Genomic DNA, 24,678 nt, shown 5'->3' with positions numbered 1-24,678 from the left:
TGTTCGCTCCTACCTCTTCCAGCAACGGGACCTGCCGGGCTTCCTGACTCGGTGGACCAGGCCGTCACTGCTTGGCGGCCTGGGGCCGGAGCTCGGACCTGGCCCTCTTTGTCCAACAAGTCGAACGAAAGGGGGCGCCGGGTTGCTGTCGGAACTGCTGAACACCTTCTGGTGATCACGGAGTTGCGACGCTCTGCGATCGCTGGGGGTCCTCGGTGACCCGGATGATCGTCCTACCGGTGACGCGCCGCTCCGGGGCGAAGGCGGCCGCTGCCTCGGTCAGCGGATGCACCGCGCCGACCCGCACATCGAGTCGCCCGTCCCGGACACGCTGCGCCAGGTCCGCGAGGCGCGCACGGTCGGGTTCCACGACGAAGAAGATCGCCCGCCCGTCCTCGGGCCGGACGGTGGGCGGCTGAGCGATCGTGACGAGCGTGCCGCCAGCGCGTACGAGCGCGGCCGAGCGGTCGAGGATGTCACCGCCGATCACGTCGAACACCACGTCGACCTCGCCGACGTCCTCCAGCCGGCTGGCCTCGAGATCCAGGAACGTATGCGCGCCCAGCGCGAGGACGGTCTCCCCGTCAGCGGACCGACCGGTGCCGATCACCCGGGCGCCCGCCTCCAGCGCGAGCTGCACCGCGATCGAACCGACGCCGCCCGCGGCGCCGTGGATCAGGACGCTCTGCCCGGTCATGATCCGCGCGTGGTCGAACAGGCCTTGCCAGGCGGTCAATCCGGAGATCGGCAGCGCCGCCGCCACCGTGCAGTCGACATCTGCGGGCAGCGGGGCGAGGTTGCGGGCCTCCACGGCGACGTACTCGGCCAGCGAGCCGTTGCGGGCCCAGTCGGTCAGTCCGAAGACCCGCTGACCGACCGTAATGCCGGTGGTTCCGTATCCGAGCTCCGCCACCACACCGGAGACCTCGTGCCCGGGCACGCTCGGTGTACGGTCGCGGCCCGCGCGATCGGACCACGTTCCGGGCCAGTCGAGCTCTCCGCGCGTGAATCCCGCGGCATGCACCCGCACGATGACGTCGTTCTCGGCGGCATGGGGATACGGCAGGTCGGTCAGAGTCAGCCCGCTGACGCCGGCGTCGCGGTCCAGGGCGGTGACGGCTTTCATGGCTGGTTCCTTGTCTGGCTTTCCGAAGAGCGCATTTATCAACCACGTCGGTGGATCTTCACCGTCGTGTCGTTGGCTCTCGCAGGTACTCCGATACGCGACGGCCGCCAGCACCGGTCCGATATGGCCGGCCTGGCCGGTAGATCCGTCGGCACGTGACCGACCGGTATGGACGAGGGCAACCACTGACAGAACTCCGGCACCACCCAGGTCGTGCGGGCTCGATCTCAGTAGCCGACGACGGATTTGTTCTGCGGGCAGTAGTCGGTGTGCCTTGTCAGTTTTCGATCCTGACCTGGCGTACATCGAAGGCGACGTAGCCGCTGAAGTCGCGACCGACACGGCTCGCCGCCGACTCCTTGATGTTCGGGTAAGACCAAGCCCCGTCCCTGAGCGTGACCTCGCCAACCACAACGTCGTGATACTGCGCCCTCCCCTTCCAGGGGCATGTGTAAGGAGTCGGGCTATCGCGGAGCGCGCCGGCCGCAACTGAGTCCGGTGGGAAGTAGACATTCCCCTCGATACTGACTACTGCCTCGCTCGCGGCCTCGGCCACGACGGTCTCCCCAACCACTGCCTTCATCGGTCTTTCCCTTCATCGATCCGTTTGCTTGGGCCACATCTGCCCTCGTGTCCGCCCGCGTGAGCACAGAGGCACCAACCCCTCGCGCTATGGCTCTCCAAGTCGCGATCACCGGTTGAGACGCCGGGCTTCGGTCGGGCGTCCAGTCGGTGCAGTCACAGCCGGCTCGCGCATTCGGTCGGAGGTTGGCGTCGGGTGGACTCCGCTTCTTACCCGTGTCTTGACGCTACGGGTGATCGGGGAGGCGTGAGCTCATCGGCGTTCGCAAGCCGTGCCGAATCACCCTGGCCTGCGGCTGGGTCGCTGCACTCCGCCCATGTGCTCAGGGCCGCACGTCATGAGACCGCGATGGGACTCCTCCGAGGGAACTGATGACTGCGGCCCGGTAGCTCAGCCACCAGCCGCCACCCGCGCCGACTCGGCGGCAGCACGATCGGAGTAGCCCGGGTGCCGGGCGTCGACCAGATCGGCGTAGCCGGTTGTTCGCGAGAGGTAGTCGGCCACGAAGGGGCAGATTGCGGTGATCGTGCCCCCGCGGGTGCGGATCTCGTCGGACACCCGCCGCACCAACGCGCCCGCCACACCCTGGTGCTGATGGCTCGTCTCGACTTCAGTGTGCCGAAGCGCGTACCGGTTGGGCTTCAGGTGGGTGTAGTAGAGCCAGCCGACCAGGCCGTCGTCACGGCGGAGCTCAAATCGACCTCGATCCATGTTGTCGGTCAGCTGCTCAGTTACCGGCACCTGCTCTTCGCCGCTCATCGCCTTACCCCTCCAACGTGTCGTCACGCCGACCATTCAAACAGTCACGCCTCGGACCTTCTAGTCCAGTACGGTGCTTCTCTACTCGCAAAAGCGTGCGTAGAATGGACTTGATGGTCCGTTCGCGCGCCGAGTGAGGTGCTCGGGACCACCGACCGAAGACGAACGAGGCGAGACGAGTACATGCAGCCATCACCGGCCGCCGTTGAGGTACGCAAGGACGAAACCACCCGCCTCTACGAGGCACTGATCGATGACCAGGTCGTCGGTACGCTGGCATACGAGACGACCGGCGGACGTGCCACGCTCACCCACTCTTATGTGGATCCAGATCACCGGCATCGGGGCATCGCGTCTGCCCTGGCGCGCCGCGCCCTGGAAGACCTGGCTCAAGGGCCGGCCAAGGTTGGCATCTACTGCGGTTTTGTCGCCGACTACGTCCAAGACCACCCTGAATGGAACGACGCCGTCGACATCAGCCGCTCGGCCTTCATCGCCACTCGCACCGCGCGAGACACGACCAGCGGGCGCTGACACTACGAAGAACCTGCACGTTGCCATCGAGCCTGGGCTCACCGTCACTTCGACGCGTCGACCGACGCGAACACGACTGAGCCGCACGCCCGGCATCCGCGCGCTTCGGCGCGCTCGGCAGGGAAGAGCCCGCCGGGCCCGGGCGCGCCCGGCGCCGTCGCCACTCTTCCTCTAGCGGACCGCGCCTTCGTCACGAGGCCCACCGGTTCTCGGAGATCCGGGCCCGGACGAGCGCCCCCTCGTGCTGCAGCACGATCAGGGCCATGTCGTCGCCGAGCGGCCCACCCGTATGCGCCCGCAGGTCTGCGCCGATCCTGCGCACGAGCGCATCCGGACGCTGATCGGCCCAAGCCGTCACCCGCTCCACGAGGGGGTAGAAGCTGCCCATGCGGTCCCGGGCCTCGGTGACTCCGTCCGTGTACAGCACCAGCCGGTCGCCCGGGGTGAAACGGAAGGTCAATGGGGCGTACTCGGTCTCCGTCAGTGCGCCAAGACCCAGTGGAGGGGCGGGGACGCTGACTTCCAGAGGCGTGACGTGCCTCCCGTGCAGCAGGAGCGGCGGCAGATGGCCGAAACTGATCAGACGGGCACAGGACTGGTCGTCCGGGATCTCGAGCACGGCCGCTGTGACAAAGTGTTCACCGGGCCATTCATCAGGATCTCCGCGATGCGACTGGCCCAGGTCCCAGCACACGTCGGACTCCAGGGCGGACGCGAGCCCGGACAGTGTGGAGTGGCCGTGCGCGTTGAAGCGGAAGGCACCGAGGACGGTCTCGATGTCCCCGATGGCCCCGAGCCCCTTGCCGCGCGCATCCCCGATGATCAGCCGGGTGGTGCCAGACGCGCGGACCAGCGCGTAGAGGTCTCCACCGATACGGGCTTCGGTCTCGGCGGCCACGTACGTCGACGCCAGGGACACCGATCCCGCGCGTCGCGGCAGTGGCCGCAACAGCACAGACTGCGCGGCTTCCGAGACCTGGCGCACGACAGCCAGCCGGCGCTGATGCTGCTCGCGCAGACGGGTGGCGATCAGGAGCAGCGTCGAGAACAGCACCAGGGACAGCATCTGCACGAGTACGTTCTCGGTGGTCAGTGTGTGTCGCTCAGCTCCCGCGGCGATCAGCGCTACGAGGGCCAAGAGAGCGGTGGCGGCAGTACGGCGGATGTCGGCGAAGGCGGCGGCTAGCGCGAGCGGGATGACCAACAGGTGGGCGAGGTGGATGTTCGGCGGCAGGAACCAGTCGGCCACCGGAATCGCCGCGATCGGCGCGGCCCACAGCGGCATCCATCGGTAGCCCTGCCACTGGCTGGTTGCTCTAGGCGTCGGCAAGGGCGGTCTGCTCATCATTGTTCTCCCAGGTTCGGCGCGCACGGCAATGAAGCGTCGCCGCTCGGTTCGCACACCGAGTTGCGTCACGGCACAGGGCACCGGGAAGAGCAGTCGTTCGTACATCCACAAACTGCTGTATCCGGTCGCTTCGGCCGTTCTGGCTGCTTCGACCATGTTGCGGATCCACTCCCAGCCTCTGGGGCGGACGAGGTCCGAGCTTCACGAAACTCCGATGCCGTGGTTGGGGTTTGGCGACAGGGCGGGGGCCGGATGGGACTTTCCACCCCGATTCCGGGCTGCCGCTGGCGTCGCGTAGGTCTGCTCTCCAGTTACGCGTGTTCGGTGTTCTCGGAGCACAGGCAGTGGCTTCCAAGCTGAAGCTGGGCGCGTAGTGGTTTCACGCACTGGCTGGCAGTTGCTGATCAGCCCAGATGATTTTGCCGTCCGGGATGTGGCGGGTTCCCCATCGGCGGGACAGTTGAGTGACGAGGAAGAGGCCGCGGCCGTGTTCGTCGGTGGTGCGGGCCTGTCGCACAAGCGGGTGGCTGTGGCTGGCGTCGGAGACCTCGCAGGTCAGCATCTCGTGCCGGATGAGGCGTAGGCCGATCGTGCGGTCGCTGTTGCAGTCGCTGTTGCCGTGGATGAGGGCGTTGGTGAACAGTTCGCTGACGATCAGCTCTGTGGACTCGGCCAGACGTTCCAGTCCCCACTGGGTCAGCTGCCGGGCAGCGAGAGTCCGGGCGCGGCTGACGACGGCGGGGGCGCTGGGGAACTGCCAGGAGGCAACCTGGTCCCTGCTCAGCGAGCGGGTCTGTGCGAGAAGCAGAGTGGCATCGTCGCTCGGCGGCTTGGCCCGCAGCGTGTCCACCGTGGAACCGCACAGCTCGTCCAGCGTGAGGTCGGGCCGTGCGAGGGCCGCGCGCAAACGGTTCATGCCGGTGCTGATGTCCTGGTGACGGGTCTCGATCAGACCGTCGGTGAAGAGGGCGAGCACGCTTCCTTCGGTGAGTCCAACGTTACGGACTCGAAGGGGACCAGTCCGAGACCGAGCGGTGCTCCGGCGGGCAGGTCGGGGTAGGTGACGTGGCCGTGCGGGGTGATGACCGCGGGCGGGGGATGGCCGGCCCGTGCCATGAACATGGTGCAGGTGCGGGTGACCGGGTCGTAGACGGCATACAGGCACGTGGCGGCCATCATGGTGGTGCCCGGGCTCTGGGGGTCTTCCGCCTCGGTGAAGCGGATGACCTGCTCGTCGAGTCGGGACAGTACTTCGTCGGGAGGCATGTCCGTGTCCGCGAGGGTGTGCATAGCGGTGCGGAGTTGGCCCATTTTCGCCGCCGCGTTGATGCCGTGTCCGACCACGTCGCCGACGACCAGGGCGACGCGGGCGCCGGAGAGGGGGATCACGTCGAACCAGTCACCCCCGATGCCGTGGTGGCTGTCGGCCGGCAGGTAGCGCCAGGCCACATCAGCGGCGGAGCCTCCCGTGGGGCGGTGGGGGTGCAGCAGGCGCTGCAGGGCGAGAGCCGCGGAGCGTTCGCGCGCGTATTGGCGTGCGTTGTCCAGGGCCAGTGCTGCCCAGCTGACGAGTTCCTCGGCCAGGAGCAGGTCGTCCTCCTCGAACGGCCGGGGGTCCTCGGTCCGCACGAAGACCTCCACGCCCAGCACTGCGCCCCGGGCGTGGATCGGGACGACCATCAACGAGTGCATGGCGTGCTCGCGGATCTTCTTCGCCCGCGCCGGGTCGTGGTGGTCGAGCCATGTGCCCGAGGATGGGTCCAGCATCGGCTCGAAGTGGGATTTCCCGGAGCGCAGGACCCCGGTGAAGGGCGAAGTGGGCGGGACGAAGACCGGCTCTCCGCGAGCGAACTGGGACTCCGGCGTTCCCGGGTGGATCGAGGCCAGGCCCGCACGGCGGAAGACGGGGATGCGCCCGTCCTGTGGGCCGAGACGGGCCAGGGGCTCCTCGCCGAGTGGGACGGACTCCGCCAGGTCGACGGTGGCGTAGTCCGCGAGGGAGGGAACGGCGAGGTCGGCCAGTTCCTGCGCGGTCTGCATGACGTCCAAAGTGGTGCCGATTCGCCTGCTGGCCGCGCCGAGGATGGCCAGACGCTCTTGTGCCCGTCGGCTGTCGGCGGCGTCCACGCTCACGACGCACACGCCCAGCGCGCGCCCCTGCGCGTCGTCGAGGCGGAAGTAGGACGCGGTCAATATGCGACTGCTTCCCTCCTTCGTCGGCAGGAAGGCTTGGTAGTCCACGTTGATCGCCGGGTCGCCGCTCTCCAGCACCTGGTGCATCACTGCCTCCAGCATTTCGGTCTCCGTCCCGGGCGCTGCCTCCGTCAGCCTGCGGCCCAGCCGCTTGGGGAGAGGGATGCCGTCCTTGGAGCCCTGGGAGTCGTTCACCTGGATGCAACGCAGGTGCGTGTCCCGTATGACGACACCGATCGGCGGGCAGCTCGGCAGCATAGCGAGGAGCGGTTCCGTTCTTGTGGCATCGGTCGGCCACGCGGGAAGCAACGCCTTGTCGGTCGCATAGACCGCCCACCAGCCTCGGCCGTCCTGCCCGGACAGCGATGACACGCACAGGCGCACATCGATGCGGTGGCCGTCGCGGTGGCGCACCTGCGCGAGGTCGGACCAGCCGCCCCGGAGGGTGCTCTCTTGTGCGGCGTGTGAAGCCTTTGCTCGGTCGCCAGCAGCCACCAACAGGACACCGGCGGACCGCCCCACCACCTCCGCGGCCGAGTAGCCCACGAGCCTCTGAGCGGTCTGCGACCATCCGACCACCGTCCCCTGCGTGTCTAGGAGAGCTATCGCTGGGGAGACTGTCTCGATGGTCGCCTGAACCTCGGAGACTGCTGTCGTTGCGGAACTGCCCATTGCTCTTCCCTTCTGTCTCCCCCCGGCGATGCGGTCCCCCAACTGCTCAGCTGTCTGGTGGATGGATAGGTTCAGGGCAGGAGTGATCGAGCTACCGGGCACGGCATGCCACAGCCCATTCAGGCTGTGCCCGGCGGTCGCCGCGGTGGTGGTCTCGGCCCGTCAGGCGGGCTCCGGCGGGACCCATGTCGTGGCCTGCGGTGCGGCCAACGGCCGTCGGCTGACACCGACGGGCAGCAACACGGCCGTCCGAGGACTTCTCGCTTGCTCTCACCCGTACCTCACGCGTCGGTCGACGACTAAAGGTGGTGCAGCCAGGCCCCCAGGGCAGCCCGCCAGGCGGCTCATGGCCTGAAGTCGCCAGTCCAGGCGGCGTGTGTGCTCGGAAAGCGCTGCGGGTTCCATGTGCGTCGTACGTACTCATGCGCGCAACGCTACGTATCCAGTGGCGCTGGAGGCGGGTCCATTTCTATGACAAATCCCCAGACCAATTCTGGACAAAGCGAGATCGCGATCTTCGGAGCTGGGACACTTGACTCGTCAAGCCCCACGCTCGCAGCCGCTGTGTAGCCTGTCGATCTGTTCGAACGGGATGAGGAGGCCGCCGGTGGATGCCGAAGGAGCGCATACTGCGATCCGGCTTCCCGCAGGGTCCTGGTGGGACTGGGACGTCGTCGCCTGGGACGGCGGACAGCTCAGGCTCGCCGCCGGCCACGACTTGACCCACCACCACGGCCTGGAACTGATCTTCGGCGATCCGATCTTCGTCAGTTGTCCGTCCGGCTTTCACGATCCGGTCTTCCGATCCCCGTCGCCCGACGAGCTCCTGAAAGTCACTCGCCAGCTCGGCGAGAAGCCGCCCATCGTGGTTGCCTTCGAGGCCGACGCCGGCGGGCAGGAGCCGGTCGCGTGCCTCATCGCCGCAGAGCGCCTCGACATCGTCCAGGAAACGGTCCTGCGGTACTGGCGCGAGGATGCAGGCCCCGACCAGCGCTTCGCTCCCTGGGTGACGTCCCCAGGCCAGTAGACGCACTGGGCTATACGGCCGCTGTGCCGACCTCTGCGGTCGGTGCTGGGAAGGCCAGTGCCTCGTCATATGGATGGCACTGCTGGAGACAGTGGTAGAGCTGGCCGATCATGCGGTTGAAGCAATGCCACGAAGTTAACGCCGCGGCCTCCAAGTCAAGCCCGGTGCGGAGATGGATCGTTCCGGGGTTCCAGGCCGCGGTTCCCTGATAGGAGAAGGTCGACCAGCACCTTCTTGACCAGGGGATCCGTTGTCGAGTCAGCTCTCCACCTGCACCTTGACCCGTACTACCACCGTCGCAGCGGGCGCCTTCGCGCCGGGCCATCTGGGCGGGCTGACTCAGCACATACCCTTCGAGCTCGTCGATCACGTCCTCGAAGAGACCAAGACCGTTCAGGCCCGGGTGCGTACGCTCCCGTCCCGGGTCGGGATCTACTTTGTCCTGGCCCTGGGGCTCTTTCCGTCACTCGGATACCGCCGCGTGTGGGACAAGCTCGTGGCTGGCCTGTCGGGCATCGACCACGGTCTTCCGTCGGAAGCTGCACTGCGGCAGCTGCGCCGGCGCCTTGGGCCGGAGCCCATAGAGGCGTTGTTCGAAACACTCGCAGTGCCACTGGCACGGCCGACCACGACTGGTGCCTGCTACCGGCGCTGGCGGACCGTAGCGTTCGACGGCTGCAGTTCGCTGAAAGCCCCTGACCTGCCGCGCATCCGAGCTCTGCTGGGCAAGGTTCGGCACCACTGGGGCATGTCGGGCTACCCCGCTTTGAGACTGACCGTTCTGTGCGAGACCGGGACTCGGGGCCTGCTCGGGGCAGTCTTCGGCCCGTCCGAGAACGGGGAGACCGTCCAGGCGGCCGAGTTACTGCCCCGGCTGACACCGGAGATGCTCCTGCTCGCGGACCGGGCTTTCGACGGCGACGAATTCCTGCGTGCTGTCTCCGAGACCGGTTCTCAGTTCCTGATCCGGCTGTGCGCACACCGACGCCCCGCGGTGCTGGCAGTCCTCCCTGACGGCTCCTACCTCACCCGCCTCCGCGGCTTGCGCGTCCGCATCATCGAAGCCGACATCACTCTCACCACCAGCAAGGGACAACGCATCACGGGCCATTACCGGCTCGCGACGACGCTCCTGGATCACCGCCACGACCCGGCCGAAGCCCTGATCCGTCTCTACCACGAACGCTGGGAAATCGAATCTGCCTTCTACTCACTGCGGCACACACTTCTGACTGGCCGGGTCCTGCGGTCCCAAGATCCACGCGGACTTGAGCAGGAAGTCTGGGCTCTGCTCACGCTCTACCAGGTGATCCGCACGGCCATGGTCGAGGCCGTCGAGTCTGTCCCAGGGGCTGACCCCGACCGGGCAAGCTTCACCGTTGCGCTCCAGGCCGCCCGCGACCAGGTCATCCGCGCGGACCACATCCTGCCGACCTCATCGGGCTTCACCACGAGCGGCATCTCCACTGCGGTCCGGTCCGCTCTGCTGCCGCCCAGGCGCGCACGCACCAGCGCCCGCAAGGTCAAGTGCCCGACCTCCCGTTATCCGGCGAACCCGACCAGCGAGCACCCCCTGACCAGCAAAAACGTGATCGGTCTTGCCGTTGAAATCCGGGCCCATCCCACATCGTCGGCAGGGCACGGCCGCAGCGGTCAACGTAATCAGGTCCTCCAGCACATGCGCACCTCACCGCATCGACCCTGGCATGCACGCGAGCTTGCCACTGCCCTCTCTCTCACTCACTACGACAGCTTCTGCGTCCAGCTGAGCCGCTGGACCAGGGAAGGTCTCCTCGAGAAGACCGCGAACGCGACCTACAAGCTCGCCCCTGAATGCCTACTGCCTACAGAAACGGGAGGGGCTTGACTTGGAGGCCGCGGCGTTAACTTCGTGGCATTGGCGGTTGAAGAGGTTACGCTGGGCGGCGGCGCGCCAGTCCGCGTGGTTGTGGCGCGCTCGACAATGCAGCGTTGGGTGCCGAGTTCGGAACCGTGTTCCGTGCCGCGTCATGGTCGTAGCCTCGGTCACCGAGCACGACATCGGGGGGCGCCGAGGCGCCCATGGGTCTCCATGGCACCAGCAGCCGGGACGGCACACAGCGCAGCCGCAGGTACCGTGCGCCGGCACGCTCGTGTCACCGGAGACCGGTCTGCCGCAGCGTTGCCACGGCGAGTCCCCGGTGCGCGCCTCCGTCGCGGCTTCGACCCGCTCCGTCTCTCCCTGCCCGGCCGGGGCGTTGGCAGCGGGTTGAAGCGCTCCACGCCCGTGGGACAGCCGGGCCCAGGACGTACTCGCCCAGGATGCGGTGGGCGAGGATCATCGGGTCGACGTGACGCGCGTGACCGTCCACCGGATCCCCCGTGGTGGACGGTTCGCGCCTCGGTGTCCAGAGATCGGAGTCGGCTGCGGCGACGTAAGTGTCCTTGGCCACTGGACGACACCGGCCGGACCGGCGACGGGATTCGAACCCGCGTTGCTCTCTTGACAGGAGAAGTAGCCGCGACCTGCGCACCTGAACGGGCTTCACCGTACTCGCCTCCCGACCGCCTGGCATCCCGATTTACGCGAGGCTGCCGTCCCACACGATCAGTCCTCGATGAGCTGTCGCCGGCGGAGTGATGTGCTGGCACTCGACGGCGCCGACCGGCCGGAGGTACGTATGGGTGACTCGACAGGTGATCGGCGGACGTCGGCCCATTCGCCGTTCAGCCACGTACGCCGCCGTTCAGGCGGCCGACGCCCGCGCGTCCCCGGAATCCTCCGCCGTCTGTCGCGCATGGGGGGCTGTCGGCACGGGAAGTCCACGTATCTCGCCCAACAGGCTCGTGATCGCGGCCATGATCTCGTCCGTCACCTCCCGGCACACCTCCAGAGTCGGCTCCCTCCCCTGGTAGCGGGAAAGGTCCACCGGCGGTCCGACGAGCACGCGGTGGGTTCTGCGGGGAAATATCCTTCCCATTCTCCCGTACGGCGGCATCAGCAGATTGGCGCCCCACTGCGCCACCGGAATCACCGGACAGCCGGTTTCCAGCGCGACCCGTGCGATTCCGGTCCTGCCCCGCATCGGCCACATCTCCGGATCACGGGTGAGCGTGCCTTCCGGATAGAAGACCACGCCCTCCCCCGCCCGGACCGCGGTGGCCGCCGTCTCGAGGGCCGCCAGCACACCGGCCCCTCCACGGGCGACAGGGATGTGCTTCATCGCATGCATGAGCCGCCCGAAAGCACCGGTGAACAGTCCCTGCTTCGCGAAGAAGCGGGGCGGCCGCCCCATGGCGTACTGGAAATACCCGTACGCTAGCGGATCGACGTAGGAATTGTGGTTGACCGCCGCTATGAAACCACCGTCGGCGGGGATGTGACGCTCGCCCTCCCATTCCCGCTCGAACAGCAGACGCACGATGGGCTGCGCGATCGCGGCCATCACCCGATAGGTCATTCCGATCTTTCGGCGCGGCATGCGTTTTTTCGTGTAAGGCATGTGCTGTGACCCCCGGAAGAAAGCAATCCCGAGCGAACTCCGGGGCACCTTTCCTCACACCTGTTTCCGCTCGGAATACGGCATCGCACTTGAGTCGCGAACTGGCCGACTCGTACGGTTCCGCTTGCCAGTCAAGCGGCACCGCGCACACTAAGCACAAGTGCTTGTACAGTCAAACATATCTTGCGTGGCGGACGCGTACCGCGGGCTGCCCCGACAACGGCCGGCGCAACGAGGCGGATCCTCGCAGTAGCCCTGCCTCGGGGCAGGCGTTGAGCGCTCGGTCCGGCACGGGGCACAGACGGCCGATCGCGCCGCCGATCTACCGGTGTTGCTGATCGCATGACCACAGTCCGCTCCGCAAGCCCGGCCAGGCAGCCGAGTTCGACACCGCGTTCCGCACCGGCCCGACTTCGACAACGACAGCATCGTCGGACTCCTCGTCCTGTTCGGCCATCATGGAGGGCGTGCCCATCCCAAGGCCCGCACCCCTTGAACTCCTGCCACGAACCTGCTGACTTCTCATCCCCCGTCGGAGAAAGCCTCCTGGCCGTACACCCGCACCCAGCACCCAGCACCCACAGCGACGATCCGACGCTGTGAATCCCGTGCGCCCCGACATCCGAAGCGCCTTCGCGGCGCGGAAGGCTGTCGCGGGATTTACCACGGAGTGAGCTACGCGTGGGCCGGGCGCGGGTGGGCGCCGGCACCGCTGTCGGGCCGCCTCCGGTCGGCGTGAACATCAAAAGCATCCAACGGCTCCGGCCGCGCCGCCCGTCGGGCCGTGCCTGCCGCGGCCCACGCCTTCCGCCACGCCTATGCCACACCGGCCCCGCCCGGTATCGTGCGCGATCCACATCCTGCTGCACGACACCTACCTGTGAAAGGAGAAAGCCGGCATGCGTCTGGGCATCACGGGCCACCGAGGTCTGTCCCCGGAGGTCGAAGGGCAGGTCCGCGTCGACCTCACCACGATCGTCGCCGTCTACGACGCCGAGGACCTGGTGGCCGTCAGCTGCATCTCCGACGGACCTGACACCTGGTTCGCGCAGGCCGTCCTCGATCACGGCGGCCGTCTGGAGGCCGTCATCCCAGCGGCCGAGTACCGCGAGACCCTGCCCGACTGGCACCACCCGGTGTACGACGAGCTCATGGCACAGGCCGATGACGTCCATCACACCGGCATGAAGGAGTCGACACCGCAGGCCCACCAGGCGGGCAGCGAGGTCGTGGTGGGCCTCGCCGACCAACTGATCGCCGTATGGGACGGGCAACCTGCCCGCGGCTACGGCGGCACCGCCGACGTCGTCGCATACGCGCACAGTGTCGGCCTTCCCATACGCGTCATCTGGCCCGAGGACACCACGCGAGACTGACTCAGCGAAGTACGGCGGGTAATACCGCCGAGGGCTCGGTGGTCGCTCTTCCCTCATGCTGCCTCTCACCGATGCCGGAGGCAGCTCTGCAAGCAGGCGTGGCGCAATCAGGCGCGCACACCTCTGCCGGCACGGTCCATGATTGCTGTCTGGTGCAGTTCCATTGAAGGGAAGGGTTGGGGATGCTACCCGTTGAGGAGCAACCGCCCCCTGCTCGGAGGTGCCCCCTTCCGTGAGCGGACGTCTTCGGTCACGGTCAGACTGAATTACCCGGACCCATCAGGCGGTGGTCCTGATGACAAGAGTGGAGATGTCTTGATCATCACGGCGGCCGCCGTGCGCAGCCCCTGGGTTCTCCAGAGGGTATGTGCTCCTCGTCGTGGCGGTGTTGGCGTGCCCGGGAGTCACAGGACGCAGAAACCGGTGGCCTTGAGGGCCTGGTTGATCTTCTTGCCCTGAGACTCGGTGGTGGTGACGTCCTTGTAGGTGAAGCGCTGCGAGGCGAGGTGATCGAGGCGCTGCCCGCTGCGGTTGATGGCACTGCACTGGTTTCGGGCGGCGTCGATGGCCTTGTCCTCGTAGCGGGCGGCGGCCGGGGCAGCCGCAGCCAGGGCGCGGAGCAGTCGGGCCCGAGCAGCGCCGGTCGGCTTCGGCGGAATGCCGGTTGCCTTAGCGACGGCATCGACGCCCGGCGTCGCGGCCGCGGTGGTGACCGCCTTGCTGGGCGCCGCGCTGGGCTTGCTCTCGGCCTTGCTGGTGCCGTCGTCGCAGGCGGTGAGCGCGGCGGCCGTCACGAGCAGGATGACGGCGGACAGGGTGGCGCGGGTCGTCAAGGTCCCCCCATGGAATCCGAGTTGAGCAGACGTCAGGCCGCGCGTGTGGTGTCAGAGTTGCATGTTGCGGCAGACGCATAGGTAGAAGGTCGTACGGTACAGGGCTACAGCGTCCCTGGGGCGGGGCCGGTGCGACCGGCCCCGGCGGCGAGGGCGTGCTGGTCGACGAGACGGATGCCCACGGAATGGGCGTAGCCGGGGCGGGCGGCCCTATCCCGTTCGCGGTCACCACTCTGCGCGCTGCCGAACACCGCACCCGGGAGGCATGTCTTCCGGCAGATGGGCGGTACGGCGGGTGTCGCCGTGTTCCTGTCGATCGTCTACTCCGTGGTGGGCGGCAAGATCAGCGACGCCTTCGCCGACGCACGCGGCACAGCCGCCTTCCAGGCCGCGGCCCAGGCCCACCCCGACCAGCTCAAGACGCTCACTTCCGCGTCCTCCGGTTCGGCGGGCACCCTCAACGACACGTCGTTCCTGAGCCACCTCGACCCGGTCCTCGCCCACCCCTTCAAGGTCGGCTTCACGAACGCGGTCACCGTGGCGTTCCTGGTCGGCGCCGTGGTGCTGGTGGGCGCCTTCGTACTGGCCTTCTTCATCAAGGAGGTGCCGCTGCGGGAGCAGGTCGCCCGCGCACGTGAACGACCGCTCGTTCCGCGGACTGTTCGGCGGAGAAGCACCGTCGGGAAGTGGTTCCCGGAGGTCATGTCCGTACTGGAGCCGCTTCGGTGCGCCGCCTGCCGGTGAGGATTGAGGAGACGATCACGAGAAGGATCTCCGTGGTGACATGGGCCGGAACACCCGCACGGGCCGACCGGTCCAGTCGGTCACTCCACGCTCGAACGGCGAGCGGAAAATCCGGACCGTCCTCGGCGGCCCCGCCATCGCGAAAAGCCCTCGCCTCCAAGGAACGAGGGCGAGGGCCATGTCGCGCGTCGACTAGAGGTCGGTGCGTCCGCCGAAGTGCTCGGGTACCTGGTCGCGCAGTACCCGCTCCACCGCGTGGAACTCGTCCTCCTGGCCAAGTCGCGAGCGATGGAGTGCGAGCCGCAAGCCCCTGATCAGCTCTTCCAGTCGGACCTCGTCACCCTCGTCGCTCTGCTTCCGAGCTTCCGCCAGGAGGCCGGCGAACGCGGCTACGGCCGAGTCCTTGTCGCGCTCCCACATCCAGGCGAACACGTTCCCGAACGCGTCGCCAGGGTTCGCGCTCTGACCTTCGACGCGGTAGATGGCGACGTCACCGGCCTCGTTGCGGATGAAGCCTTTGAGCAGGTGGTCGAACGTCCGACAGGGCACTTCCAAGCTGTCCATGTACGCCCCTCTCGTCAGCAGGTGTCGGGGTCATCCTGGCCGCAGTTGGGCTGCCAGGACAGTGTGCCCAGCGGACGCCGACCCAGTCGACGAAGCGTGACCAGGCGCACGGCCCGATCCCCCGGTCGTACAGAACCGTGGGACAGCCACAGCCCAGCGCCCTGGCCGCTGCCCTGGGAGATGGTGCCGCTGAGGTCATGGACGTGGTTCGACTGTGGTGTGGCGTACCGTGACCGCCCTGCGCGGACCACTGCCGATGTTCTGGCCCGTGTACCCGAACCACCCGCACGAATCTGGCCGCCCCGCCACCAACCGCGCCCCACGCGCCGCCGTGATCGCGGAAGGCACACCCATCGCCCTCGCAATGGCGGCCGCCTTCCGGATTACGACCATCGTCGCAGTCGGCCGCAAAGCCCAGGGCTCGCTCGTCCGCAACGCCGTTCAGGCCATCCCTCTACGCCACCCAGCCCAGGGCGGCGCCCGGATTTTCGCCACCCAACTCGTCCAACTCGACGAGGAAGCGCAGTCAGAGACCTGACACCCGTGGCGAACTGTCCGTCCTCACGCAGGCCACGGGACAGCAGCTGTGAGGATGCGCCCCGTGCATGTTGCGCCGCCCGATCGCCGGTGGCTGGGTGTGCGGTCAGACCGATCGTGGCTCATCGTCCCGCGTGCCGCCGACGGGACCTGCGGCGTGCAGCCGCGTCCGACCCGCCTCGCCCCGTACATGCCGGTGGCCCGGCCGGGGCTCACCGCCCCGGCCGGGCCACCTCGCGACAACTCACGCTCACGGCCGCCTGCGTGCCTGCGCGTCAGCGCTTCGCGCCGCCGTCCTCCCAGTGCTTGGTCACGGGGGTCGCCGTCACATCGCCCGAGTACACCAGCGCCACGCGGTGGTTGTACTGGATCGTGTACTGCGTCTTCGCGCCGGTGACGACCGTCCCGCTGGACTTGAAGTAGTCCACCGTCGCGTTCGGCGGCTGCGTGGCGACGTAGGCCTGGCCCGCGGGGAGGCTGTACCCGCTGATCGGGGCCTGCGTCGAGGCGCCCAGGCCGGCCGGGTACTCCGACGCGTCCGGGTAACTCGACCCGTAGACGGCCACCGGAGTGCTGCCCGCAGCAGAGATGATCTTCACGCCGTAGGCCTGCTTGGTGTTCTGTCCGCCCGGGTTGTAGAACCACACCTTCGCGCCGCTGAACCAGATCGCCGTCCAGTCGCCCTGCTGGTCGGCGACGACGAACTGCTGGCCGGTCTGTGCGGTGCTGCCCCAGTCGCTGATCTTGTTCGTGCCCGCGGCCGTGCCGTGGATCGCCTGGTCGCCGAAGAGCGGGGCGGACGCGTCGGGCGCGGTGCGCAGGAAGACGAAGTTCGACGCCTGCTTCCGGTCCGTGCACGCGGTCGTCGCACCGGTCGGGTCGTCGATCGGGCACACCTGGACGGTCTGCAGGTTGGTGTCGAAGGCGGGGTCGATGGTCACGACCGAGCCCACGGGCGCGGTGCCGCGCAGGCCGCTGAGCGGCGCGCCGAGCAGGCGCATGAAGTGGTCCCAGTCCCAGCTCGGTCCCGGGTCCCAGTGCTGCGCCAGGACACCGCTCAGGCTCGGCCCGGCGACGTCGTCGTGACCCAGGATGTGCTGGCGGTCCAGCGGTATGCCGAACCGGTGGGCCAGGTACTGCACGAGGTAGGCCGTGGACTCGTACTGCGCCTCGGTGTACCAGGTGGCGCCCTGCGCGGCGTAGCCCTCGTGCTCGATGCCGATCGAGTGCAGGTTCGAGGAGTAGTTGCCCGCGTGGAACGCGATGTCCTTCGTAGGCACCATCTGCGTCACCGCGCCGTCCGAGGACCGCATGACGTAGTTGGTAGACACGCTGTTCGACGGGTTGGCGAGACCGGCCACCCCGGAGTCGTACGTGCCCTCCAGGTCGTGGATGACGATGGTGTCGATCTTGATGCCGTTGGCGGGGCGGTTCGACACCTGCAGGCCGGCCGGGGAACCGGGCACGAAGGTGCACGGCACGGCCGGCGGGCACTCGGTGTCGGTGGCCGCGGCGGTCTTCAGGTGCAGCCGGTCCACCTGGGCGGTGGCGGGGCGCACCGCGGGGGCGGCGTCGAGCCGAACCCGCTGGCCGTCCTTGGTGGTGACACCTGCGCCGCCGCGGATGGTGGCGTAGACGCGGTTGGCGAAACCCGCCGCGTCCTGCTTCTGCGGCGACTGGCTGTAGCGGGCGACCGCGCCGTACCACTGGGCCGCGTCCGACGGCACGCTGCCGGCCACCTGCTTCTCGTACGAGGCCAGCAGGGCCGCGCCACCGCGGATGTTCGCCGCGGGGTCCTTGCGCAGCGCGTCCTCGGGCAGGCCCGTCAGCTTTGCGGCGGCCTGCAGGGTGTGCAGCGCCGGGTTCGCGGCCATCGACTTCAGATCGCTGCGGCCGACGGCGCCCGCGTCGCCGGAGGCCATCATGGCCGGGGTCACGTCGGTGAGGTGCATGGGCCCGTAGCCGCCGTCGGCGCTGGCCTGCGCGCCGTGCGAGTCCCAGGCCGACTCCTGGTATGCCAGGCCGAGCAGGACGCTCGACGGGACGTGGTACCCGGCCGCGGCCGAGGCGAAGTCCTGCTGCCGGGTGCTGCTCGTGGCGCCTGCGGTGCCGCTCGTCGTGTCGGCCAGCGCGGTGATCGGCAGGACGGCGAGGCCGCCTGCGGCCACCGCGCCCATCGCGATCGCGAGCGTCACACGCCGCCGCCGCGTCTTCCTCTTGTGCAAGGTGCTGATCCTTTACGGGAGTTCAGAAGTGGAAGGTCGTCGAGCACTCCGCTGACCAGGTCGCCACCAGGGATCAGGCATGCCGGTGGATCGATCGCCGGTCACACTGTCCGACCGGTCGACTACTCCCGAACCTGCTCCAATGCGTGCGACCCGGCCGGCGTCACTGGCCCCGGAGGGCCGTCGTCGCAGATCAGGGCGTGAGCCGCCCGCACCGGCCACGTTGCCGTGCGGGCGCCAGCCCATGACGAAGGCACCCCGTGACGACGGACGTCACGGGTGATTTGCTTGACGACTCAATGATATTACGTGGTCGATGCACGAGAACGCGTCGCGGTCGAGCGACGAAGGTGTGAAGGTCTTGAACGGGTCCTACGCCCCAGGGCGTTCGCTGGGGACGGAGGACCCGGCGCTGTTCGTGGGCGGTGGCGAGCGAGCGGGCCAGGAGGTAGCGAGGGACATGCGCTGTCCGGTCGTCTACCTGCCGGGGTTGCTTACCGACGGCCTGTCTAGAAGGCGGTCCAACCCGGCAACACCGAAGGAAGCGAGGGCAATCTGGACGGCCAGCTCGATCCAGTCGACACCCTTAGCGTCAGCGACGTCGAACACACCGGCAATGGCTGTTCCGAGCAGCGCCGCGGCGATGCCAACCACGAAGGTCCACAACACCCCGATGTGCTGACGGCCGGGCAGGACAAGGCGGCCCAAGAGACCAATCACGATGCCAATCACGAGGGCCGTGGCGACCCCTGAGATCTCCATGTGGCCTGCCTCCCCCTGCTGCTCCACAGGATTGTCGAAATAACGGTGCCCCCGCTTTCCTGATGCAGTCTCACCGCCTTGGACATAGACGTGGCCGATTCGTTCGATGTCGTACGAGCCGATGGCGCCACTCCGCCCGTTGGCGCCGCACCCGACATGGCGCACACCGGGGCGCCCGCGTGACCGACACGCGAGCAGACCTGACCGCTGTGCTGTGCTCACCAGCCAGCGATGGAACGGGCGAGCACACCGGTGAGGGCTGCGGTATGGCCACACCAACGCCCGCACCATGCAACTGGAAAGACCCCGAATCCGGCCCCGAGCATTGGCAGGAACAAAAGCGTGTCGTGGCACGGGCGCTGCCCTCCGCCCATGTGGCTGGTAGTCGGTGATGTGTCCGAAACAGTCACCGCGTGGGCGCCTTGGACGGGGGTATCCGCGTTATCGGTATTGGCGTGACTGGTAGAGGAGACGCTCATGTTGATGGCTCACCCGGTGGTTCTGCAGCGACTGGTCACCGAGTACGAGACACTGCGGGACCTACACGCGGAGAACGGGAGCCCGAGCGCGGAGCAGCGCATGCAGGACGTGGCCTACAGCCTGTGCGTCTCCACCGGCACCCGTGACGTCGACGCCGCCCTGATCGCCGCACGCCACCAACTGCCCGGCGCCCGGCCCGAAGACGACTCCCTGCTCGCCGCCGGCTGAACCCCACCGCGGCCAGAAAGCCCCTGCAACACGGCGCCGATCTCCGCCCGGCCAAGGCCCATGGGTCCGCGAACCCGCAGTCGCATCCCGTACGTCACAACCCTGGCCGCCTTGGCCTTTCCTGCCGCCCTCGCTCTGCCCTCCAACCCTCCCCTGGAGGGCAGAACAAGGGGCATCACGGGAGAAGGGCGAAGGGGGCCTCGATCGTGCGGCACCGTCAGGTCGCGGAAGCCGTCTTCTGCGCGTCCGGGACGGTGGGGCAGGTGTTCAGGACGGTATCTGCGCCGGTGATCTCCAGCAGCCGCCGTACAGCCACGGGCGGCCTGGCGATACGGAGGTCGGTGCTTCGGTGGAAGCGGAGCAGGTTGTTGAGGAACGTGGAGTCGGCGAAGCCAATGCCGTCGGCGTCCAGGACCGCCCTGGTACTGGCATGGTTGTGCCCGTCGGAGCCGATTTTGGGGGTACCCGGAAGGCATAACCGACCAACGCATCAGCACGCCGGGACGGACGTAAGGAAGCCGACGGTGCCGCCGCCCTGCGTGCCAGGGGAGAACCGATGGAATTACAGGTGGACGAGGTCTACGACGGCACCCCGTCCTGCGTCAAAACGGCCCGCCTCACGACGAAGGCGTTCCTCGCCCGGGTCGGGACCGAGCGCCTGGCCCGAATACCGGCCGACACCGTCAGCGGCGCGCAGCTCGTCGTCAGCGAGCTCGTCACCAACGCCGTCCGCCACGCCGAGGGCACCTGCGGGATGAACCTCGCCTACCGCGGCGGGCACGGAGTCGAGATCACGGTGTGGGACAAAGCATCCGGAAGCCTTACCGCCCGCGAGTGGGACCCGGACCGCCCGGGCGGCTTCGGACTCGAGATCGTCCGCACCATCTGCGGCCCCCTCACCATCACCCCCACCCAACACGGCAAACAGATCTGTGTCCGCATGCCCCTGCCACAGGCCGCCTGAACGCAGCCCCGACGCACTGCCATCGTCGCCATGCGAGTCACCACGGTGCACTTAAGTCCCCTCACTCGTGCCCAGGCAAAGCGCCGGCGCCCGGCTGCCGTCTGCGCCCGGCGTCCTCCAGCGCGACACGGACAATGTCCGGCAGCGGGTGACCCTGCGTCCAACCGATGATCGTGTCGGCAACGTCCCTCAGTCTGGTGTTGGTGTGCTGCGACACTTCGCGCAGGATCTCCCACCCGCCGACGGCGGAGCACCGGTGCAAGGCGATCAGGACACCGATGGCCTGGTCCACGGCCGCGTGGGATTCAACAGCCTGGCGAAGCTGCGCGTTCTCCGCCTTCAGACGCGCAAGGCTCCCCTCCCGCTCGCCCTCCGGCGGGCACGGCTGGGTACATCGGTCACGGGGCAGGGTCACAGCACGTCCTACAGCGATATCGGGGGCCTTTCACTACAGCTGCCCTGCCTGCACACGGTAAGACCACCTGATCAACGCCAAGATCACCTGACCGAACCGGTAGACGCATGTGGACGGACAGCCGCCCCCAGCAGCCCTACCGCGGCAGGCAGGACCACGGCACACAGTGGGAGGCAGGCGTTCCGGTGCGAAGAGGAAAGGCATGGTTCGCCCGCTGCACTGGCATCCGATGTCATGCCCGCTGCGTCAGCCAGGCCTGCTGCGTGTCCTCAGCGAGCCCTGCCGCGTTGGACAGATGATGCGTGCGTTTTCGTCCATCCGAAAGCGTCGCTCGGGGTCCTGGATGCCACGCCCGGCCTTCCGGGGCCCCCCACCACCTCCGCAGCCCCCGGCACACCTAGGCGGGGCGTACCTCCACGGCCCGTACCGCCGCATCCGCCCGCTCGATCGCGTAGACGACGAACTGCCCTGCTGCCACGAACTCCACGAATCTGACAGCCTGCGCGTGGAACGGGACATGCTCCTCACTGCCGCACGGAGCGATCACCCCCAACCCCTGCGCGGGGTCGAACGACATCACTTTGCCCGTTCGCAGAACGCTCCGCACACCGCCACCTCTCCTCCGACACCGCCGGCCGATCCCCTCATCACCTCGCGCACCGCACCGTAGGGCAACCCGGCCTCCCCCGAACAGAGCACACAACGCACCTTCGCCGGCCAACCTGCTCCGTAACGGGCCCACAGCACCCGTCTGGCGGCACAGGCGAGCCCGCCCAGCACGTCACCCGGACGGCACCACACCGCGGCTTCTGCAGCAGTCCGCGATCCCGGCACGTCGTCAGAGCCGAAGCGCTTTCGACCACGCGTCCTCAACGGCGTCCGCGTGCACTCGTTCGCCGAAGATGCCCTGCTGGAAAGCCGTCACCAAGTGCTCACCGCCACCCTCGAGCCGGAACGCCCGCGAGCCGCTCCGCAGGATTTCGACGAAGACGTCCAGCAACAAACGGGGCGCACCCGGCTCATCCGTCGACCCGCTCGATACGGCTCAGACAACAGGACGGCTCCGCACCGCAGTAGAGAAGGACCGCACGTCGGTCGACCATGACGGGATGACCCTCCACACGCCCGACAGGCACCACGACGGCAGGAGTCTCTACACCGGCGAGACCATGCAGTGGCCGCCGCTCGCTGCCGAACCACACCACGGCGAACCGATGAAGAAATGGACCCAGATCACACGGAACGACGGCACCATGCAGTGGGCCTACGACGGCAAGCCGCTGTACACCTTCGTGAAAGCGAAGAAAACCGCAGACACGACCGGCGATGGTGACGGCATGAAGGGCGTCCTCCCACCCGCTAGGCCGTAGAAGAAACAACTGCCGGGCGTGCCGGTTGGAGCCGTCATCGCAAGGTCAGGCTTCCAGCTGGAGCTGAGCTGGCCGCGCCTCGCCTCGTTCGCCGCGCGATGCGGCGATCAGTCAGTGGGGATCTTTTCCCGGCCTCGCTGGGCGTGGCGCACCATCGTCTCGATGCCGAGGGGATCAGTGTCGCTGGCCTGCTGATCAGGTCGGTCCCTCGGTATCGGGCGGGCCGCTCACGAACCGTTCCGCTCTCACTCATGGGAGCGCCTGCCTTCAAATGCAGTAGCCCAAATGCCCACGATCGGCCCGAACAGGCAGCCTCCCGAAGCCCGTTGACAGGAAGCGCAGAGCAACCTGCCACCGCGTAGGACTGCTGACGCCCTGCCCCGTGGTTCCGCTCCGCCCCAGCCCAGCCCATCAGGCGGGTGTAGTCGAGGACGTCGTGGGCACCGAGGCCGCGTACTCGGTCTATGTTGCGCGGGCTCGCGATGGCGGTGCCGTATGCGCCTTCGCGGTGGGAGCCCGATGGCGTAGCCGCCGACCGCGCCGCCGACCGTTGACCAGGCCGGCCCAGCCGGAGGTGAGACCGCCATGCTCGAGCAGGGCCTGCCAGGCGGTCAGCGCCGCGCCCCCGCCCGGTATCCCCCGGGCGGGGGCATGGCACGGCCGGACCACATCACCGTCCGCGACAGTTGACGGTTACCGCGTTGCGGTGGCCAGTGCCGCGCGGATGGCGTCCCTGCCGACCGGCTGGCCCTTCTCGTTCGAGTACGGCCCGTACGGTGTTCCCCACACCGGCGTACCCGTTGCCTGCCGCCAGCTGTCGGCCAGCGCTCCCGCGTCTACCACGCTGTACCCGATGGAGTCGATGAATTCCTTCACCGCCGCCTTCGCCGGTGCGGAGTCCCCGGCGATCGGCAAGTAGGACCGGTCGGCCGCCTCTGCCGGGCGGGCGAGTGACAGCAGGTGCTTGAAGAAAATGTTGTTGAACGCCTTTACGAGCAGGGCGTCCGGGACGTACCGCAGAAGCAGCTCGCTTGAGGTGAGGGACTTGCTGTCGAGCTCGGGGATGTGCCCGTCACGCTCGGGGCCGTAGTTGCAGGTGTCGATGACCGTCTTCCCGGCCAGTGGCGCGGCGGGCACGTGGGGGAAGGCGCTGACCGGCACCGTGACCACGACAATCTCACCCACCGCCGCGGCCTCTTCGCTCGTCGCCGCGGACGCCCGTGGCCCCAGTTCCTCGGCCATGTCCACGAGCGTTTCGGGACCGCGCGAGTTGCTGAGCACCACCTGGTGCCCGGCCCCGACAGCGAGTCGCGCGATGGTCCTGCCGATGCTTCCGCTTCCGATGAATCCCACAGTCGTCATAATCTCAACGCCCTTCAGAGGAGCCGAACTTGCCGGTTGCCGAGCTCGTTACGATCCGGGTTCGCGCCGTCAGACGGCGGGGAAATAATGGCCGTTGTCCAGATCGGCGAGCAGGCCGGGCCGGCCGGGTTCCCAGCCGAGAGTCCGACGGGTGATGAGGTTGGACGCCGGGTAGCTCTGCGTGACGATATTCGTGAGGAACCCGAAGTACCCCGGCGTCATCAGGGAATCGTTGGGAACGCTCACTGCGGTCAGGCCCAGACGGCAGGCGATGGCCTCGGCGATCTCGCGGAACGGGATGCCCCCGTCCCCAACCGCGTGCCAGTATCTGCCGGCTGACCCCTTCTCCAGCGCCAGGCGGAACAGGGTGGCGGCATCACGGATGTGCACGGCGTTCCACAGGTTCGCACCGTCGCCGTGGTAGCCGACGAACCCCTTTTCCTTCGCGAGCGCGATCAGCGTGGGGAGGAAGCCGGCACGATCGGTCGTGCTGTGCGCGATGTTGGCGATCCGCACGACCGAAGATCGCACCCCCTGCTCGGCGAGGTCGACAACGGCCCTTTCCACGACGTTGCGGACCCTCAGGGTGCCCTTGTGTTCCTCGCCGACGGGGAGGGCAGGGTCCTCCTCGGTGGCCGGCCGCCCCAGGTTCCCGGGCGAGCCGATGCTTCCCGCGGTGACCAGCGGCTTTCCGGTTCCCGCGAGTGCCTCGCCGTACGCGAGCATGATCGGAAGCTCAGCGGCGGCCACGGCGTCGAGCCCGCCGGAGGGCAGCAGATCCTGCCTGTGCGCGACGTGGATGACGCCGTCGGAGTCCGCGGCTGCCTCCTTGAGCCCGTCGAGATCCTGAAGGTCGCCGCGACGCACCTTAGCGCCGAGCGCGGACAGGGCCGCGGCGGCCGCGTCCGACCGGGCCAGGCCGGTGACCTCGTGCCCGGCGGCGATGAGCTCGGGGATGATGTACGAACCGGAATGGCCGGTCCCCCCAGCGACGAATACGCGCATCAAAACTGTCCTTGTGAGTGTAGGTGCAGGGTCTTCCCGTGCCGTAAGTGAACTGGCGTAATGCGGCACGAGAGGTAGTGGTAGGGGTG

At 68.0% G+C, this 24,678-nt stretch carries 23 protein-coding genes, 1 tRNA gene and 2 pseudogenes; 9 read left to right on the top strand and 17 right to left on the bottom strand.

All coding sequences use genetic code 11. The features are described 5' to 3' along the window. Positions 1 to 175: 175 nt before the first annotated feature. From HEP85_RS39985 to HEP85_RS39975, 3 genes are all read right to left on the bottom strand, one after another. The gene (locus HEP85_RS39985; protein ID WP_168534560.1) at positions 176 to 1,126 is read right to left on the bottom strand and encodes an NADP-dependent oxidoreductase; all 951 of its coding nucleotides are present in this window, start codon (positions 1,124 to 1,126) and stop codon (positions 176 to 178) included. 277 nt (positions 1,127 to 1,403) lie between these two features. Then, positions 1,404 to 1,709 carry a DUF427 domain-containing protein gene (locus tag HEP85_RS39980; protein WP_168532193.1) on the bottom strand — a complete coding sequence of 102 codons (306 nt, stop codon included), beginning with the start codon at positions 1,707 to 1,709 and terminating at the stop codon, positions 1,404 to 1,406. Positions 1,710 to 2,099: 390 nt separating this feature from the next. Further along, positions 2,100 to 2,468 (bottom strand): GNAT family N-acetyltransferase, encoded by a 369-nt coding sequence (locus HEP85_RS39975; protein WP_168532192.1) that lies wholly within the window; start codon positions 2,466 to 2,468, stop codon positions 2,100 to 2,102. A 183-nt stretch (positions 2,469 to 2,651) separates the two neighbouring features. On the opposite strand from HEP85_RS39975, the gene HEP85_RS39970 reads away from it, so the two are divergent. Further along, positions 2,652 to 3,002 carry a GNAT family N-acetyltransferase gene (locus HEP85_RS39970; RefSeq protein ID WP_168532191.1) on the top strand — a complete coding sequence of 117 codons (351 nt, stop codon included), beginning with the start codon at positions 2,652 to 2,654 and terminating at the stop codon, positions 3,000 to 3,002. A gap of 190 nt (positions 3,003 to 3,192) precedes the next feature. Here HEP85_RS39970 and HEP85_RS39965 read toward each other — a convergent pair whose 3' ends face one another. The 3 genes and pseudogenes from HEP85_RS39965 to HEP85_RS39955 all read right to left on the bottom strand — a co-directional run. Continuing rightward, a complete protein-coding gene (locus HEP85_RS39965) occupies positions 3,193 to 4,347 on the bottom strand; it encodes a PP2C family protein-serine/threonine phosphatase (RefSeq protein ID WP_168532190.1) in 1,155 nt (384 codons plus the stop codon). 385 nt (positions 4,348 to 4,732) lie between these two features. After that, positions 4,733 to 6,490, bottom strand: a pseudogene (locus HEP85_RS39960) (PP2C family protein-serine/threonine phosphatase); the annotation flags it as partial. 23 nt (positions 6,491 to 6,513) lie between these two features. Then, positions 6,514 to 7,215: pseudogene (locus tag HEP85_RS39955) on the bottom strand (PAS domain-containing protein); the annotation flags it as partial. A gap of 607 nt (positions 7,216 to 7,822) precedes the next feature. On the opposite strand from HEP85_RS39955, the gene HEP85_RS39950 reads away from it, so the two are divergent. Then, positions 7,823 to 8,242, top strand: a complete 420-nt coding sequence (locus HEP85_RS39950) for a hypothetical protein (protein WP_168532189.1) — start codon at positions 7,823 to 7,825, stop codon at positions 8,240 to 8,242. A 250-nt stretch (positions 8,243 to 8,492) separates the two neighbouring features. Further along, positions 8,493 to 10,109 (top strand): IS4 family transposase, encoded by a 1,617-nt coding sequence (locus HEP85_RS39945; protein ID WP_248002323.1) that lies wholly within the window; start codon positions 8,493 to 8,495, stop codon positions 10,107 to 10,109. Between the two features lie 584 nt (positions 10,110 to 10,693). Here HEP85_RS39945 and HEP85_RS39940 read toward each other — a convergent pair. Both HEP85_RS39940 and HEP85_RS39935 read right to left on the bottom strand, forming a co-directional pair. Beyond that, positions 10,694 to 10,774, bottom strand: a tRNA-Asp gene (locus HEP85_RS39940). Between the two features lie 194 nt (positions 10,775 to 10,968). Next, entirely contained in the window at positions 10,969 to 11,703 is a 735-nt protein-coding gene (locus tag HEP85_RS39935; RefSeq protein ID WP_168534556.1) for a 1-acyl-sn-glycerol-3-phosphate acyltransferase, read from the bottom strand. 920 nt (positions 11,704 to 12,623) lie between these two features. Between HEP85_RS39935 and HEP85_RS39930 the strand changes: the two genes are divergently transcribed. Next, positions 12,624 to 13,100: a hypothetical protein gene (locus tag HEP85_RS39930; protein ID WP_168532188.1), complete on the top strand. Its 477-nt coding sequence runs from the start codon at positions 12,624 to 12,626 to the stop codon at positions 13,098 to 13,100. A gap of 404 nt (positions 13,101 to 13,504) precedes the next feature. Here the strand turns inward: HEP85_RS39930 and HEP85_RS39925 are convergent, their stop codons facing one another. Next, positions 13,505 to 13,933, bottom strand: a complete 429-nt coding sequence (locus HEP85_RS39925; protein WP_248002322.1) for a hypothetical protein — start codon at positions 13,931 to 13,933, stop codon at positions 13,505 to 13,507. A 279-nt stretch (positions 13,934 to 14,212) separates the two neighbouring features. Between HEP85_RS39925 and HEP85_RS39920 the strand changes: the two genes are divergently transcribed. Next, the gene (locus tag HEP85_RS39920; protein ID WP_211118158.1) at positions 14,213 to 14,677 is read left to right on the top strand and encodes a hypothetical protein; all 465 of its coding nucleotides are present in this window, start codon (positions 14,213 to 14,215) and stop codon (positions 14,675 to 14,677) included. A 192-nt stretch (positions 14,678 to 14,869) separates the two neighbouring features. On the opposite strand, the gene HEP85_RS39915 is transcribed toward HEP85_RS39920, so the two are convergent. Continuing rightward, positions 14,870 to 15,241, bottom strand: coding sequence for a hypothetical protein (locus HEP85_RS39915; protein ID WP_168532187.1), 372 nt, complete (start codon positions 15,239 to 15,241; stop codon positions 14,870 to 14,872). A gap of 214 nt (positions 15,242 to 15,455) precedes the next feature. On the opposite strand from HEP85_RS39915, the gene HEP85_RS39910 reads away from it, so the two are divergent. After that, positions 15,456 to 15,779 (top strand): hypothetical protein, encoded by a 324-nt coding sequence (locus tag HEP85_RS39910; protein WP_168532186.1) that lies wholly within the window; start codon positions 15,456 to 15,458, stop codon positions 15,777 to 15,779. Positions 15,780 to 16,053: 274 nt separating this feature from the next. Here HEP85_RS39910 and HEP85_RS39905 read toward each other — a convergent pair whose 3' ends face one another. Together HEP85_RS39905 and HEP85_RS39900 are read right to left on the bottom strand one after the other, a co-directional pair. Next, a complete protein-coding gene (locus HEP85_RS39905) occupies positions 16,054 to 18,003 on the bottom strand; it encodes a peptidoglycan recognition family protein (RefSeq protein WP_168532185.1) in 1,950 nt (649 codons plus the stop codon). Positions 18,004 to 18,480: 477 nt separating this feature from the next. Next, a complete protein-coding gene (locus HEP85_RS39900; RefSeq protein WP_168534552.1) occupies positions 18,481 to 18,765 on the bottom strand; it encodes a GlsB/YeaQ/YmgE family stress response membrane protein in 285 nt (94 codons plus the stop codon). A 477-nt stretch (positions 18,766 to 19,242) separates the two neighbouring features. On the opposite strand from HEP85_RS39900, the gene HEP85_RS39895 reads away from it, so the two are divergent. Then, positions 19,243 to 19,473: a DUF5133 domain-containing protein gene (locus tag HEP85_RS39895; protein ID WP_168532184.1), complete on the top strand. Its 231-nt coding sequence runs from the start codon at positions 19,243 to 19,245 to the stop codon at positions 19,471 to 19,473. A gap of 556 nt (positions 19,474 to 20,029) precedes the next feature. Continuing rightward, entirely contained in the window at positions 20,030 to 20,437 is a 408-nt protein-coding gene (locus tag HEP85_RS39890) for an ATP-binding protein (protein ID WP_168532183.1), read from the top strand. A gap of 61 nt (positions 20,438 to 20,498) precedes the next feature. On the opposite strand, the gene HEP85_RS39885 is transcribed toward HEP85_RS39890, so the two are convergent. From HEP85_RS39885 to HEP85_RS39875, 3 genes are all read right to left on the bottom strand, one after another. Continuing rightward, entirely contained in the window at positions 20,499 to 20,852 is a 354-nt protein-coding gene (locus HEP85_RS39885) for an ANTAR domain-containing protein (protein WP_348772474.1), read from the bottom strand. A 397-nt stretch (positions 20,853 to 21,249) separates the two neighbouring features. Continuing rightward, complete coding sequence (locus HEP85_RS39880) at positions 21,250 to 21,459, bottom strand: cold-shock protein (protein WP_168532182.1); 210 nt, start codon at positions 21,457 to 21,459, stop codon at positions 21,250 to 21,252. A gap of 231 nt (positions 21,460 to 21,690) precedes the next feature. Beyond that, positions 21,691 to 21,855, bottom strand: coding sequence for a hypothetical protein (locus tag HEP85_RS39875; protein ID WP_168532181.1), 165 nt, complete (start codon positions 21,853 to 21,855; stop codon positions 21,691 to 21,693). Between the two features lie 106 nt (positions 21,856 to 21,961). Here HEP85_RS39875 and HEP85_RS39870 point away from each other — a divergent pair, with 106 nt between their 5' ends. Further along, positions 21,962 to 22,222: a hypothetical protein gene (locus tag HEP85_RS39870; RefSeq protein WP_168532180.1), complete on the top strand. Its 261-nt coding sequence runs from the start codon at positions 21,962 to 21,964 to the stop codon at positions 22,220 to 22,222. A 693-nt stretch (positions 22,223 to 22,915) separates the two neighbouring features. Here HEP85_RS39870 and HEP85_RS39865 read toward each other — a convergent pair. Together HEP85_RS39865 and HEP85_RS39860 are read right to left on the bottom strand one after the other, a co-directional pair. After that, positions 22,916 to 23,575, bottom strand: coding sequence for an NADPH-dependent F420 reductase (locus HEP85_RS39865; RefSeq protein WP_168532179.1), 660 nt, complete (start codon positions 23,573 to 23,575; stop codon positions 22,916 to 22,918). A 78-nt stretch (positions 23,576 to 23,653) separates the two neighbouring features. Beyond that, positions 23,654 to 24,589, bottom strand: coding sequence for an SDR family oxidoreductase (locus tag HEP85_RS39860; RefSeq protein ID WP_168534548.1), 936 nt, complete (start codon positions 24,587 to 24,589; stop codon positions 23,654 to 23,656). Positions 24,590 to 24,678 lie beyond the last annotated feature (89 nt).

Source organism: Streptomyces sp. RPA4-2 (genome assembly GCF_012273515.2).
GTDB classification, from domain to species: Bacteria; Actinomycetota; Actinomycetes; order Streptomycetales; family Streptomycetaceae; genus Streptomyces; species Streptomyces kaempferi.
Note: the sequence above shows the minus strand (reverse complement) of the source record. Positions and strands in the feature narration are given on the sequence as shown.